At 69.2% G+C, this 13,440-nt stretch carries 14 protein-coding genes and 1 pseudogene; 6 read left to right on the top strand and 9 right to left on the bottom strand.

Translation table 11 applies throughout. From position 1 onward, the window contains the following. Window positions 1–90: 90 nt before the first annotated feature. Window positions 91–1,446 (top strand): DEAD/DEAH box helicase family protein, encoded by a 1,356-nt coding sequence (locus tag H5V44_RS03935; protein WP_185191807.1) that lies wholly within the window; start codon window positions 91–93, stop codon window positions 1,444–1,446. A gap of 32 nt (window positions 1,447–1,478) precedes the next feature. On the opposite strand, the gene H5V44_RS03930 is transcribed toward H5V44_RS03935, so the two are convergent. Then, window positions 1,479–1,880: a transcriptional initiation protein Tat gene (locus H5V44_RS03930; protein WP_185191806.1), complete on the bottom strand. Its 402-nt coding sequence runs from the start codon at window positions 1,878–1,880 to the stop codon at window positions 1,479–1,481. 102 nt (window positions 1,881–1,982) lie between these two features. On the opposite strand from H5V44_RS03930, the gene H5V44_RS03925 reads away from it, so the two are divergent. Beyond that, on the top strand, window positions 1,983–3,515 hold the full coding sequence (locus tag H5V44_RS03925) for a DUF790 family protein (RefSeq protein ID WP_185191805.1): 1,533 nt from the start codon (window positions 1,983–1,985) through the stop codon (window positions 3,513–3,515). Window positions 3,516–3,525: 10 nt separating this feature from the next. Here H5V44_RS03925 and H5V44_RS03920 read toward each other — a convergent pair whose 3' ends face one another. The 3 genes from H5V44_RS03920 to H5V44_RS03910 form a co-directional block, all read right to left on the bottom strand. Continuing rightward, entirely contained in the window at window positions 3,526–4,098 is a 573-nt protein-coding gene (locus H5V44_RS03920) for a DUF7122 family protein (protein ID WP_185191804.1), read from the bottom strand. Beyond that, complete coding sequence (locus tag H5V44_RS03915) at window positions 4,095–5,033, bottom strand: RsmB/NOP family class I SAM-dependent RNA methyltransferase (protein ID WP_185191803.1); 939 nt, start codon at window positions 5,031–5,033, stop codon at window positions 4,095–4,097. Before H5V44_RS03915 ends, H5V44_RS03920 begins: the two co-directional genes overlap by 4 nt. Window positions 5,034–5,213: 180 nt before the next feature. Next, the gene (locus H5V44_RS03910) at window positions 5,214–5,486 is read right to left on the bottom strand and encodes a hypothetical protein (RefSeq protein WP_185191802.1); all 273 of its coding nucleotides are present in this window, start codon (window positions 5,484–5,486) and stop codon (window positions 5,214–5,216) included. Between the two features lie 159 nt (window positions 5,487–5,645). Between H5V44_RS03910 and H5V44_RS03905 the strand changes: the two genes are divergently transcribed. Together H5V44_RS03905 and H5V44_RS03900 are read left to right on the top strand one after the other, a co-directional pair. After that, window positions 5,646–6,383: a proteasome assembly chaperone family protein gene (locus H5V44_RS03905; protein ID WP_185191801.1), complete on the top strand. Its 738-nt coding sequence runs from the start codon at window positions 5,646–5,648 to the stop codon at window positions 6,381–6,383. Between the two features lie 95 nt (window positions 6,384–6,478). Further along, window positions 6,479–7,210, top strand: coding sequence for a nucleotide exchange factor GrpE (locus tag H5V44_RS03900; RefSeq protein ID WP_185191800.1), 732 nt, complete (start codon window positions 6,479–6,481; stop codon window positions 7,208–7,210). 15 nt (window positions 7,211–7,225) lie between these two features. Here the strand turns inward: H5V44_RS03900 and H5V44_RS03895 are convergent, their stop codons facing one another. The 3 genes and pseudogenes from H5V44_RS03895 to H5V44_RS03885 all read right to left on the bottom strand — a co-directional run bounded on the left by H5V44_RS03895 (window position 7,226) and on the right by H5V44_RS03885 (window position 9,775). Continuing rightward, a complete protein-coding gene (locus H5V44_RS03895; RefSeq protein WP_185191799.1) occupies window positions 7,226–8,164 on the bottom strand; it encodes a DUF4349 domain-containing protein in 939 nt (312 codons plus the stop codon). A 329-nt stretch (window positions 8,165–8,493) separates the two neighbouring features. After that, window positions 8,494–9,312, bottom strand: a pseudogene (locus H5V44_RS03890) (acyltransferase); the annotation flags it as partial. Between the two features lie 250 nt (window positions 9,313–9,562). Then, window positions 9,563–9,775, bottom strand: coding sequence for a hypothetical protein (locus H5V44_RS03885; protein WP_185191797.1), 213 nt, complete (start codon window positions 9,773–9,775; stop codon window positions 9,563–9,565). 167 nt (window positions 9,776–9,942) lie between these two features. Between H5V44_RS03885 and H5V44_RS03880 the strand changes: the two genes are divergently transcribed. Beyond that, a complete protein-coding gene (locus H5V44_RS03880; RefSeq protein WP_185191796.1) occupies window positions 9,943–10,140 on the top strand; it encodes a DUF5800 family protein in 198 nt (65 codons plus the stop codon). Window positions 10,141–10,159: 19 nt separating this feature from the next. Here the strand turns inward: H5V44_RS03880 and H5V44_RS03875 are convergent, their stop codons facing one another. Together H5V44_RS03875 and H5V44_RS03870 are read right to left on the bottom strand one after the other, a co-directional pair. Beyond that, window positions 10,160–10,843 (bottom strand): dolichyl-phosphate hexose transferase, encoded by a 684-nt coding sequence (locus H5V44_RS03875; RefSeq protein ID WP_185191795.1) that lies wholly within the window; start codon window positions 10,841–10,843, stop codon window positions 10,160–10,162. Between the two features lie 75 nt (window positions 10,844–10,918). Further along, window positions 10,919–11,704 carry a ribonuclease H-like domain-containing protein gene (locus tag H5V44_RS03870; RefSeq protein ID WP_185191794.1) on the bottom strand — a complete coding sequence of 262 codons (786 nt, stop codon included), beginning with the start codon at window positions 11,702–11,704 and terminating at the stop codon, window positions 10,919–10,921. Between the two features lie 288 nt (window positions 11,705–11,992). Here H5V44_RS03870 and H5V44_RS03865 point away from each other — a divergent pair, with 288 nt between their 5' ends. Continuing rightward, entirely contained in the window at window positions 11,993–13,366 is a 1,374-nt protein-coding gene (locus H5V44_RS03865; RefSeq protein ID WP_185191793.1) for a sensor histidine kinase, read from the top strand. The last annotated feature ends 74 nt before the right edge of the window (window positions 13,367–13,440 follow it).

The following is a 13,440-nucleotide window of genomic DNA, read 5'->3' as shown; positions in this document are numbered from 1 at the left end:
GAAAAGTCCGCCGTCACACTGGAGCGGTTCGACCCCTCTCGCGATCCACGCGGGCGGAAGTATATATGTGACGCCCGCCCACCGTCCACCGTGCTCACCCTGCGGTACGAGGACGGCACGATCCGGCTCGAGGGGCTCGACGAGTCGGACGCGACCGTCGCGTCGCTGCCGGGCGCGGCGTGGGACGACCGGGGGCTCGTCGCCCGCGCGCCCGCCTGGCGGTACGCCGACCTCCGCGACGCGCTCGCGGACCGCGGGGTGGAGTTCGAGGATCGGGTCGCCAGCCCGGACGCCGAGCGCCTGTCGCTGTCACACGCGTACGACCTCCGGCCGTACCAGGAGGAGGCGGTTTCGTCGTGGCGCGAGCAGGGCGATCGCGGCGTCGTCGAACTCCCGACCGGGGCCGGCAAGACCGTCCTCGCGGTCGACGCCATCGCCGCGCTCGGCGTCCCGACGCTTGTCGTCGTGCCGACGATCGATCTGCTCGACCAGTGGCGCCGCGAGCTGGAGACGGAGTTCGACGTGGCTGTCGGCCAGTTCGGCGGCGGCGAGCAGACCGGGGGGCCGATCACGGTCTCGACGTACGACTCGGCGTATCTGCGCGCCGAGGACGTCGGCGGCGACTTCGGGTTCGTGGTGTTCGACGAGGTCCACCACCTCGGCGGGGAGGGGTACCGCGACGCCGCCCGCCTGGTCGCGGCGCCCGCGCGATTGGGGCTGACGGCGACCTTCGAGCGCCCCGACGGCGCCCACGAGGTCGTCGCAGAGTTGGTGGGGCCGAAGGTGTACTCGGCGGACGTCGACGACCTCGCGGGCGAGCACCTCGCCGACTACGAGATCCGGCGGGTCGAGGTCGCGCTCGATCCCGAGGAGCGGGCGGCCTACGAGGAGGCACAGGGCACGTTCGTCGACTACCTGAAGCGGTCGAACCTCTCGCTGCGGAGCGGTTCCGACTACCGGAAGCTGGTGATGCGGTCGGGCACCGATCCCGAAGCGCGGGAGGCGCTGTTAGCGAAGCAGCGCGCGCGGCGGATCATGATGAACGCCGACGCGAAAGTCGAGCGGTTGGGGCGCCTGCTCGACCGTCACCGCGAGGACCGCGTGATCGTGTTCACCGCCCACACCGACCTCGTCTACCGGCTCTCCGAGCGGTACCTCCTGCCGGCGATCACGAGCGAGACGGGAGCCGCCGAACGGCGGGAGATCCTGGAACGCTTCCGCGAGGGCACCTACTCGCGGGTCGTGACCGCGAACGTCCTCGACGAGGGCGTCGACGTCCCCGACGCAAACGTCGCGGTCGTCCTCGCGGGGTCGGGGTCGGAACGGGAGTTCACCCAGCGGCTGGGCCGTATCCTCCGGCCGAAAGCCGACGGCGGCCGGGCGCTGCTCTACGAGGTCGTGAGCGAAGAGACCGCCGAGGAGCGCGTCGCGGACAGGCGGCGGTGACGCTGTGAGTCGGAACGGCACCGGGGGATCGATCAGTCGACTGAGACGCTGATCCCGCCACCGCTTGCGAAGCGGTCGTACGCAACGTCGAAGCTGACGGCCCACTCGGCCGTGGCGCCGCTGTCGACAGTGACCGATATCTCCCGGACGAACGCCTCGCCGTCGACGTCGACCGCGACGCGGACGGTCCCGATCCGGCGGGCGTCGCCGCGGTTCTCGACCGTTCCAAACACCCGGAGTCTGCCGTCGTCGTCGGCCTCGAAATCGAAGGTGGCGACCGTCAGAGCGGGGCGGTCCGGCGTCCGTCTGGGCTGGTCGGCCGGCGCGTCCGGCGGGTTCCGCGGCCCCGTCGCTCGCGGGAGTCGCCCGACGCAACCGGCGAGTGCCGTCGCCGCCCCCGCCAGACAGCCGCGGATCGCGGTGCGTCGCCGCATCGTCCGGCCAACGGCCGGCGGCGGGTATCGGCTTTTCGGTCGGAGTGCGTCCCGAAGCTGGGCCCCCCGGCACTCTTTGGCCGCCGGACCGTATCCCCGGTCGTGCTCCGGAAGGACCTCCTCCGCGTTTCTCGGGCGGGCGGCGGCTACCACCCGCAGTTCGCCGACCGGAGCCACCGCCCGCTCGCGGCCCGGGCGATCGGCGTCTTCCAGGGCCACGTCGACGAGCCGCGGGGCCGACTCGACGCGGCGCTGGAAGATCTGGAGGCCGACGCCGACGACTTCAAGCTAGTTCGGGGGTTCGCCGCGCTGCTGGAGCGGGACGCCACCTTCGAGACGCGCGCGGCGCTGCCACCCGAGCGCGTCCGGCGGACGGTCTTCGAGGCCGCCGAGTCGGTCGGGGGCGTCGTCGACGACGGCGACAGGGCGGCCGCGCTCGCGACCGCGGCCGACCGGCTCGGGACCGACGTCGACGCCGTGGAGGCGTCGCTGTACGCCGACCGCGATGTCAACGAGGTGCTGTCGTCGTTCGACCCGCGGTGGGATCCCGACGAGTTGCTCGAACAGTACAACCTCTCGCTGGCGCAGACCGTGCTGTTCGACGCGACCGAGGTCCGGATCCGGAGCTCGGACCCAAAGCGACTGGTGTCGGCGGTCAAGCGGCTCGGCCTGCTCTACGAGATCCGACGGCGTGGCGACGGGGCGGAGCGGGAACTCGTCGTCACCGGCCCCGACGCGCTCTTCCGGCGGACGCGGCGGTACGGAACCGCCTTCGCACGGTTGCTCCGAAGCCTCGCCGAGGCGCCGGAGTGGTCGCTCGAAGCGACGATCGACGACCGCGGGACCGACCGCGAACTCCACCTCGGCCCCGATGACGTGTCGGTTCCGGGGGTCGAACCGGTCGCGGAGCCGACCTACGACAGCGGGGTCGAGGCCGACTTCGCCCGGCGCTTCGCGAACCTGAACCTCGACTGGGAACTCTCGCGGGAGCCGGAGGCGCTCGCCGCCGGCGCCCGCGCGATGATCCCCGATTTCGCGTTCGACTACCGACCCGGCGGAACTGCACCCGACGCCCCGGCGCTCCGCGTCTTCTTCGAGGTGATGGGCTTCTGGACCCCGGCGTACGTCGAGAAGAAACTCGACCAGTTCGGGAGCATCGACGACGACATCGAACTGCTCGTCGCGGTCGACGAATCCCTCGGTGTCGGCGAGGAGATCGCGGACCTCGACCACCGCGTGGTCACCTACAGTGGTCGGGTGCGGGTGAAAGACGTCGTCGACGCACTCCGGGCGTACGAGGACGATTTAGTGGAAGCGGCCGCGGCGTCGCTGCCGGCCGAACTCGTCCCCGAGGCCGACGTGATCGGGCTCGAATCGCTGGCGGCCGACCACGGCGTGAGCGTCGACGCCCTCGAATCGGTAGCGTTCCCCGACCACGAGCGGGTCGGCCGAACGCTGATCCGACCCGCCGTGCTCGACGCCGTCGACGCTGAACTCGACGCGGGACTGTCGCTGTCGGCGGCGGAATCGGTCCTCGAGGGGTACGGCATCGACGACGCCTCCGCGACCCTGTCGCGGCTGGACTACCGGGTCGAGTGGGAGGGGCTCGGCGGCGGGACGCTCGCCGAAAAGTGACCGCTCGGAGCTACGACTCCAGGTTCTCGCGCCGCCCCTTCGGAACGGTCGAGCGGAGTTCGCCGTGGAGGTACAGCCCGACGCCGACCGGCTCGATTCCGCCCGCGATCTCGTGAGCGGTGATCACGTACCCCCAGTCGCCGTCCCACCGCGGGAGGTCCTGATCGTCGCCGCGGGCGAACCGGGCGGCCTCCTCGCGGTCGAGGACGACGACGTTCCGGGTCGCCGCCGGACCGAACCGCTGGACGGCGTTGGTTGAGGGCTTCCAGTGCTCCTGGCGGGCACGGAGGATCCGCAGTCCCAGCCCCTCGGCGTCGACCGGGGAGGGAACGTCGCCCGCGAACGCCCAGACTTTGCCGTTGCCCCGCTCCCAGAAGGTGTGGTCGTCCCACGTCGCCGGCGGAATCCCGTACCGGTCGTCCCACCACTCGATGACCTCCTTTCGAGTGGGCCGGCCGGGAACCACCCGGTCGTCGGCCGTCGCCGGCAGCCGGTCGAACCGGTGGCTGTCGTTCTCGGGGGGCGTGCCGTCGCTTTCGGGTTCCGAGTCGCCGTCCCCGGAGCCGTCGTCGGGATCGCTCACACCGTCACCTCCAGTTTGGCGCAGAAGAACCCGCCGGTGTCGTTGCGGTGCGGGTAGACGCGGTGGGCGAGTTCGACCGACGGGTCGTACGTGTCGCCCTGCCACTCGGTGACGCCGGGGTCAGTCCCGAAGCCCGCGGGCGGCTCCCACGCCCGGAGTTCGCAGTCGCCGCCGCCGAGGACGTGATCCAGGACGGCCTCGTTCTCCTCGGGCGCGAACGTACACGTGGCGTAAACCACCGTCCCGCCGGGCCGGGTGGCGTCGACCGCGCGGCGTAGGATTCCCTTCTGGACGCCCGCGACGCCCTCGACGTGGCCCAGCGACCACTCCTCGAAGGCGTCGGGGTTCTTCCGGATCGTCCCCTCACACGAACACGGCGCGTCGACCAGCGCGCGGTCGAACTGCTCGATCCGCTTTTCCTCCCGGGTCCGGTCCCCGAACGGTTTCAGCGAGAAGTTCCGGGCGTCCTGGTTGGTGACCGCGAGGTTGGTGACCCCGAGCCGTTCGGCGTTGTGCCGCAGCGCCGACAGCCGCCCGAGGTTGTTGTCGTTGCCGATCACGACCCCCTCGTCGTCCATCAACGCCGCGAGCTGGGTGGCCTTGCTCCCCGGCGCGGCGCAGGCGTCCCAGACGGCTTCCCCGGGTTGTGGATCGAGCGCCAGCGCGGGCAGCGTCGAGACCTCCTCCTGGCCGTGGAGCCACCCGTGGAAGTACGGCCAGGAGGTGCCGGGGCCGCGTTCGTGGAGTTTCAGCACGCCCGGGTGCCAGTCGGTCGCCTCGTAGCCGACGCCCTGGGCGTCGAGCGCGTCGCGTGCGCGCTCGGCCGTCGTCTTCAGGGTGTTGACGCGGACGACCGACGGGAGCGGCCGTTCACAGGCCGCCTGGAACGCGTCGGGGTCGTCGACCAGCGACGCGTACCGCTGGGGTGGCTGCATATACGAATCGCAACCCGGTGCGGGCGTTTGTGGGTGTCGGTTCCGGCGTGTTCGGGGCGTCCCCGCTGGTCCCGTCGGCTACGGAGCGGTGCCGTAGACTCATACTGTCGGCTATGGTCGCGTGACGGATTTCGACACCCCGGGGGTGTGGAAACCCTTCACGTAGTTTAGCCGACAGCATCAGGTGTATGTGAGGGCGAAGAGCACGAGCGCGGCCGCCCCGCCCACCAGAAGCGACGCCACGAGGAGACGGCGCGCGGTCGGGTCCAGTTCTTCATCAGCGATGGCGTCCGGGTCGTAGATTCCCGAGACCAGCCCGGTTCCGAGACTCGCCGTAATCACCGCGGCAACACCCATCGCCGGCGATACCACGCCGGACTCGGCGAGGGCGGTCCGACCCATCCAGAGGCTCACAAGGAGCATCGACAGCCCGAGTCCTGATTGACGCTTCACACACCATCAATCGGGCACCGATCGGATAACTCTGCGTGTGACTGAACTCGCGGCTGCAGACACCCCGGTGGGAACCGGAGCGCGGTCGGATCCGCGGGCAACCGGGTCGGTAGTGTCGATGCCCGCAGTTTTACTACCGCCGTCGTCGTACCACAGGGTATGACAAACGTCGCGGTGCAGGAGGACGTCGACCTGACGGATCCATCGCTGATCGAGGGGTTCCCGGGCGTCGGGCTCGTGGGGAAGATCGCCGCCGACCACCTGGTCGGGGAGTTCGATATGACCCACCACGCGAACGTCTACTGCGACTCGCTCCCGAAGGTCGCGGTCTACCGGGATGGCGACGCCGAACTCCAGCCGCCCGTCCGGATCTACGCGGACGCCGACCACGACCTTCTGGTGCTCCAGAGCGATGTGCCGGTGGGTCCTGAGGCGGCCGAACAACTCGCGGCGTGTCTCGCCGGATGGTACGACGACAGTTCGGTGACGCCGATCTACCTTTCGGGGATCCCCGAGGAGAAGGAGGATGCGCCGCCGGCGCTGTACGGTCTCGGAGTCGGGTCGGGCGTCGACGCCGTGTCCGAGGCCGGCATCGACGCGCCCGACGAGGCCGGACTGGTTTCCGGGCCGACCGGGGTACTCCTGAGCGACGCCGTCGAGACCGGCCGAACCGCCGTCGGCCTCGTCGTCGAGTCGGACCCGCGGTTCCCGGATCCGGAGGCGGCCCGCGTGCTGATCAAAGACGGGATCGAACCGCTCACGGGCGTCGACGTGCCCGTCGATCACCTGGTCGAACGGACCGAGCAGATCCGCCAGGCCAAAGAGCGGCTCGCAAAGCGGATGCAGGACGCAGGCGAAGAGAGCACGCAGGCGCGGCCGATCGGGATGTACCAGTAGCCGCAACGGTCACCGCAGCACCCGGCGGCCGCATTCGTCGGGGGCGCCGGGCCCGTTTCTTCACGTTTAAGACGCGTCCCGCCCGAGGGGCGGATATGAGCGAAGAGTCCTCCGAGCGCCGAGCGAACCCCGCGACAGCCGACGACGACGCAACGCCGGACGGGACCGACAGCGACGTCGACCAGGACGGGCAGGTCGGCGACGAGGAGGCAGCAACGACCCCGGAGGACACAGACGAGTCCGCGGGATCCCCCGCAGACGACACCGACCTCGCGTCCCGGGTCGAGGAGTACGACGCGGACCTGGCCGGGGAGGTCGCGGCGGTTGAGTCACGGCTCGCCGAGGCCGAATCCGAACTCGAAGCGAAGGACGAACGGATCGATGAGTTGGAGGACGCCCTCGCCCGCTCGAAGGCCGACTTCAAGAACTACAAGAAGCGCGCGAAGCGCCGCGAGGAGGAGATCCGGGAGCGCGCGACCGAGGACTTCGTCGGGCGCATCGTGAGCGTCCGCGATAACCTCGTCCGGGCGCTCGAGCAGGAGGAGGGCGCCGACATCCGGCCGGGCGTCGAGTCCACCGTCGAGGAGTTCGACCGGATCCTCGCCGAGGAGAACGTCTCGGAGATCAGCCCCGAAATCGGGGCGGACGTCGACCCGACCCGTCACGAGGTGTTGATGCGCGTCGACGCCGACCAACCGGAGGGGACCGTCGCCGAGGTCTACCGCCCGGGTTACGAGATGGCCGGGTCGGTGATCCGGGAGGCGCAGGTGACCGTGAGCGAGGGCGGCAGCGACGACGGGGACGCGGACGACGGCAACGAGTCCTGACCGCTGCTCACGCGATCACTCCGGCTCCCGACCGCCCCGACGGAACCGGCGGCCGTACCGCAGCAGGGCGCCGCCAACGAGCGCGACCGGGATCCCGAAGGCGACGAGGTACGGCAGCGCGTACGCGAACCCGACCACCAGCGCGCGAGCGACGACTGCGACGCCGTCGATCGACTGCAGCAGCGCCGAGAGGATCGGCGTGTCGTACCACCGGTCGGGCGCGACACGGTCGGGCGTCGGCCGCGGCTCCTCCAGCCGGACCGTCAACGTCGAGAACGCAACCTGGTTCTGCAGGGACTGCTGTCTCGCCTCCAGCCGTTCGATCTCCTGTTGAACGTCGGAGAGTTCACGCTGCACTGCGAGGACGTCCTCGGTGGTGTTGGCGCGGTCGTAGAGCGTCCGGAGCCGGTCGCGCTCGGCGCGGAGGTTCTCCAGGCGCGCCTCGATGTCGACCAGTTGGTCGGTCACGTCCCGCGAGTTGGTCTCGATGGATTCGACCTCGCCGAGCGCCCGCGCGTCGTCGACGAGGGCGTCGAAGTTCTCGCTGGGGACGCGGAGGACCACCTCCCCGCGGATCCAGGTTTCGTTGTCGATCTCCCGGCGGTTCTGGCGGCTGTCGCTCACGTAGCCGCCGTACTCCTCGACCGAGGTGGTCAGGTTCGACCGCGCCGACGAGAAGTCGTCGACCTCGACGACGACGGTACCGGTGCGGATGATTGCGCGGTCGTCCCTGATCGCGGCGCCACCCCCGTCGCCGGCGGAGCCGCCGCTGTCCACCTTCGCGGCCGGTTCCCGGGTCGGAGCGGCCGTCGCCTCGGCCTCGACGCCAGTTGCCTGTTCGTACCCCGCGCCGCCGTCGCCGCCCCCGCCGCCCGCGCTGCCGGCGCCGCCGCAGCCGGCGAGGACCACGAGCACGGCGAGTGCAGCCATCGAGAGCGTTCGTTTCGAGACCATCCCGGGTCCGGCTACGGGACCCCAGATCAAAGTAACGCCGGAGGAACAAAGGGGTCTTTGAGCCACCGGACCCGACTCCGGCGTCACTCCGGGGCGGAGTCGCCCGCGGGATCCGGGACGGCTTCCGGGTCGGGCTCCGCCGCGGAGGTCGGCCCGGACCCCGTGTCCTCGGGCGTCGAACCGGTCTCCGCGTCCGTGGCCGGATCGGTCTCCGTGTCGGCCTCGGCGTCGGCCGCGTCCGTCGGGGGCGCGTCGGAGGTCGCATCCGCCGCCGCGGACGTGTCGCCGCCGGATCCGCCGGCGTCGCCGGCGTCGGGGTCGGGTTGGATCAGCCGGATGTCGCCGGAGGCCCGGATGGTGCCGTCGACCTCCGCGCCGTCGTGGAGTTCGAGCGCCGAACACGAGATGTCGCCGCGGACGTGGGCGCCGTCGGCGATCGTGACGGTCCCGTCGCGGGTGGTCACGTCGCCGTGGACCTGTGTGTCCTCGCCGATCTCGATGTCATCGCGGGCGCGGAGGCTCCCGAAGACGTTGTCATCGCAGCCGACGACGATCGTCTCCGCGCGGAGGTTGCCGTGGAGCCGACACCCGTCGCCGACCGTCGCGGGCGTAGAGACCTGCCAGGCGTCGTCCGAGACCGTCGAGCCCCGAGGGATCACGAGCGGTTCCTCGTCGCTGTCGCCGGAGAGCGCGTCCGCGAGTTCGTCGGCGGCCTCGTTCTCGCCGATGCTCAGAAGCTGTGAGAGCACCAGGAAGTAGAAGACCAGCGTCGGAACCGGGTTCCGGATCACGATCCACCCGTTGGCCTCGAAGCCCTCCTCGATGTCGACGTCGTCGCCGATGTCGAGGTCACCGGAGACCATCAGTCGACCGCCGATATGAACGCGCTCGCCGAGGTAGGCGTCGTCGCCGACCAGGACGTTGCCGGCCACGTCGCACCAGACGTCCAGCCGGCAGTCGCCCTCCGCCTCGATGTCGCCGCCGAAGGTGACGCGCTCGCCCGCGAGGACGTTCCGCCCCCTGACGCCGAACTCCACCGTGCTCTGGCCGCCGACGACGATGTCGCCGTCGGTCACGAGGTCGTGCTCCTCGACGGTCGTGCCGTCGGGGATCTCCAGGGCGTCGAGCGGGTCCTGACCGAGTGCCACACTCCCGCCCAACGCACGCGAGCTATTAAACGGCCCGTCAGACGTGCGTCCGACGGGGTCGAAGCCGTTTCGTATATCGAACGACGGTTTATTTGTTCGATGTGGAGAGGGTATCACAGCCAGCAGTCGTGCGGTCGGACGTATTCCGCCATCCAACCTGCCCGAGGTAAATGCGGTGGCTTCTCTGAACTGAGCGATTCCCGTGTGGTGTGGGGAGCCTTCCGTAACACCCTCACCCACACACTTGTCTTCATTCCGCAGAGAGGTATCGATACCCGCTGAGAGCGACGGCGATAATGGCGACGGCTGCCCCGACAAGGAGTAACCCGATACTACCTGAATCGTAGCCGTACGGGACGCTTAGATCGGGCCGCTGGTTCAGTGCGAAGAGCACGACTGCGATACCAGCGACGGCCACGCCGATGGCTCTGCCGAGCAAGGAGTTCGATCTGCTACCGGGCATACACGGAAATTCCAATTTCAAATTTGTAGGCTTTCCGACTGTAGTGAGCGATTCGGGGAGCCACGAGGTGGGTGTGTCAACCGTTCCGTGACACCCTTCGATGTGAAACGAGCCCTCGGCGAACAGCGGACTGATGCGTTTTTATTCGGCGGCGACTACGATCGGATATGACCGCACTGTCGTTCGACGAGACCGGCGTCGATGTCGTCTACGAGGGCACCGAGTTCCGGTTGGAGAAGTCGCTGATCGAGGAGGCGGTCCAGAAGTCCTACCCCGACGTGACCGACCACGAGGTGCTGAAGATCGTCGAGGAGAACCCCTCCCTCAGCGGCGAACCCCGGCGGATCGCCGACATCCTCCGATAACGTTGCGCTTGCCGGGCGGTTACTCGAAGCGTTCCTCCAGACACACCTTCACGATCGACTTCGCGATGGCGGCGCCGCCGCCCAGCGGGTCGAGTTTGGTCTCGCCGGCGCGCTCGCGGTACGGGATCGGCTCCTCGCGGATCTCGTAGCCACGCATCAGCGGGCGGAGCAGGAGTTCCGCCGAAAGGCCCGTGTTCTCGGTCCATTCGATGTCGTGCAGGAGCTCCCGGCGGTACGCACGCATTCCCGTGGTGGTGTCGTGGACGCGCTCGCCGGCTAACACCGACGCGACGGCGGCGAAGGCGGCGTTACCGAACCGGTTGAAGTCGGGCATCGCGTCGGCGCCGTGGTAGAGGCGATCACCGGAGACGACGTCGTAGCCGTCGTTGATCAACTCCAGGAACTGCGGGAGTTTCTCCATCGGGTAGGTGTCGTCGCAGTCGGTGGTGACGATCACGGGTCGTTCCGGCGTCAGAACGGCCTCCCGGACCGCGTGGCCGTAGCCCCGTGGCGGCTGTTCGATCACGGTCGCGCCGTGGTCGCGGGCGATCTCGGGCGTCCGGTCGTCGGAACTGTCGACGCAGACGACCTCCGCGCGGTCGTCTGTGACATCGGCGACGTCGGATAGCACGGTGTCGATTGCCGCCTCCTCGTTGTAGGTCCCCATCACGACCGCCATATCGTCGACGGTGTACTCGGCCATTACCCCTGGTTTTTTCCAGGGGTATTTGACTTTTTAGGTTCGCCAAAAATAGGCTCCGGTGCGACCTGCCCGCTCTCAGGCCCGCGGATCCGGGATCCCGGCCGGCTCGTCGGCGACGGCGCCGATCGACGCCTCGTGGAGGCGGTTGGCGACGACGTCAGCGAGGTTCCGGAGGTTCTCGGTGTCGTCGCGGTTGTACGACACCAGGGTGTCGAGGGCGTCGGCGTCGCCGTCGCGGGCGTACCGGTGCCACAGTCGGACGGCGTCGCGTCCCGAGAGGTCCGGCCGGTCGCGGTCGATCCCGACAGTTCTCTCGATGGCCTTCAGCCCGCCCGTCAGATCGATCCGGCGGCAGGGGTACATCAGGTCGAGATGCGGCGCGTCGACGGAGAGGTCGAAGCTGTCCTCCAGGAAGGGTACGTCGAACTGTTTGCCGTTGAACGAGACGACCAGCGGCGCGTCGCGGAACAGGTCCCGGAGCGCCGACGCGGTCAGGTCATCGCCGCGGACCAGCGTGGTCGTGTCGCCGCCGCGGGTGACCGAGACCGTGGTGACGTCGTGGCGGGCCGATTCCAGCCCGGTGGTCTCGATGTCGAAGAAGGCGGCGTCCTCGCGGAAATTTTCGTACAGTCGCCACGTCTCGCTCGACGGGAACCGCTCGCCGAAGTACCGCGCGTCGCCGTCGTCGAGGCGTTCGAGCGCGTCCGCGAGGAACGACTCCACCCGGTCGCCGGTCTTCGGTCCCAGCGGGGCACGCCGGGCGTCGAACTCCTCCCAGGTGAGGATCCCCGACTCCCACAGCGAGCGCTCGCGGCGTTCGCCCACGCCCTCCGCGGGCACGAAACTGTTCTCGATTCGCATACCCGAGTACAGCGGTCGGGAGTGCCTAAAGGCTTCGAGCTGAGCCGGCGTGCCGGGAGGACGGCGCCGACCGGGGCACGCGGAGCCGATCGAACGGACGGCGGGTCCGACTGGGTGGTCAATAGTGGAACGTTGGCGGATTCGGTCCGCCGGAGAATACACCGCACACCCACCAACCAGCCCTACCTCGGGAGACGCCTTCCGCGTTCGGAGGGTCGGTCCACCCGATGTGGGAGTATGCGAGCCTGTAGCACAATCGTTTTTGATGTCGGGTTCGATCCGTGAGATATGGGTGACCACGGGCGGGCGCCGGAGCCCCATCGGACGATCCTCGACACGGTTCCCGACATGGTGTACGCCCTGGACACCGAGTTCCGCTTTCGGTTTGTCAACGACGCGTTGGTGACAGTGACCGGATACGACCGCGAGGAGCTGCTGGGAGCCCACGCGTCGGTGGTCTTCGACGAGCGGGCCATCGCGGAGGGGCAGTGGAACCGCGAACGGATCAGAGCCGGCGACGTCGAGTTCGGGTGCCTGGAGGTCGAACTCGAAACCGCAGCGGGCGACCGGATCCCGTGTGAGGTCCGGGGGCAGACCGTCCCCGAGCACAGCCACGGCCTGGGCGACGGCACCGTGGGGGTGATCCGGAACATCAGCGACCGGAAGGAACGCGAACAGGAGTTGCAGGCCAGGTCGGCGGCGATGAAGGCGTCGACCGACGGGATGGCGATCCTCGACGAGGACGGGACGTACCGCTTCGTGAACCAGGCACACGCGGACATCTACGGGTATTCCTCGCCGGAGGAGTTCGTCGGGGAGACGTGGCGGCTGTGCTACTCGGCGGACGAACTCGACCGGTTCGACGGGACCGTGATGCCGAAGTTACGCGATGAGGGGGAGTGGCGGGGCGAGGCGGTCGGCACCCGCAAGGACGGGAGCACGTTCCCGCAGGAACTCTCCTTGAGCCTGACCGACGACGGGCGAACGATCTGTGTCGTCCGCGACGTCACCGAACGGAAGCGACGCGAACGGGAACTGGAGCGGAAGACCGAGCAGTTGGACGATTTCGCCGGTGTCGTCAGCCACGACCTCCGGAACCCGCTGCACGTCGCACAGGGGCGGTTGGACCTGGCTCAAGAGGAGTCCGAAAGCGAGCATCTCGACAAAGCCGCCGACGCGATCGACCGGTGTTTCACCCTGATCGACGACCTGCTCACGCTCGCCCGCGAGGGGATGCGCGTCGGCGAAACCGATCCCGTGGACCTCGACAACGTGGCCCTCGATTGCTGGCAGACCGTCGAAACGGAAGACGCGACACTCACCGTCGAGACGGGGCGGACCGTCCGGGCGGACCCGAACCGCCTGCGGGAACTCCTCGAGAACCTGCTCCGGAACGCCGTCAAACACGGCGGCGAGGACGTGACAGTCACCGTCGACGACCACGACGACGGGTTCTACGTCGCCGACGACGGGAGCGGGATTCCGGATGGGAAACGGGACCGGATCTTCGAGGCGGGCTACTCGACTGCCGACGAGGGAACCGGGTTCGGACTGGAGATCGTCGAGCGGATCGCCGAGGCACACGGGTGGGACGTCCGCGTCACCGAAAGCGAGGCCGGCGGCGCCCGGTTCGTCTTCACCAGCGTCAACTCCCCGGAGTGATTCGGGATTCCGGATCCCGAGCGCGTTTCACGGACGGGGGCATCCGTGCCCGGACCCGGGTGACTGTCCGGAGC

The organism is Halobellus ruber (assembly GCF_014212355.1).
In the GTDB taxonomy this organism is placed as follows: Archaea; Halobacteriota; Halobacteria; order Halobacteriales; family Haloferacaceae; genus Haloquadratum; species Haloquadratum rubrum.
The sequence above is the reverse complement of the archived record's forward strand: the minus strand, read 5'-3'. Positions and strand labels throughout refer to the sequence as shown.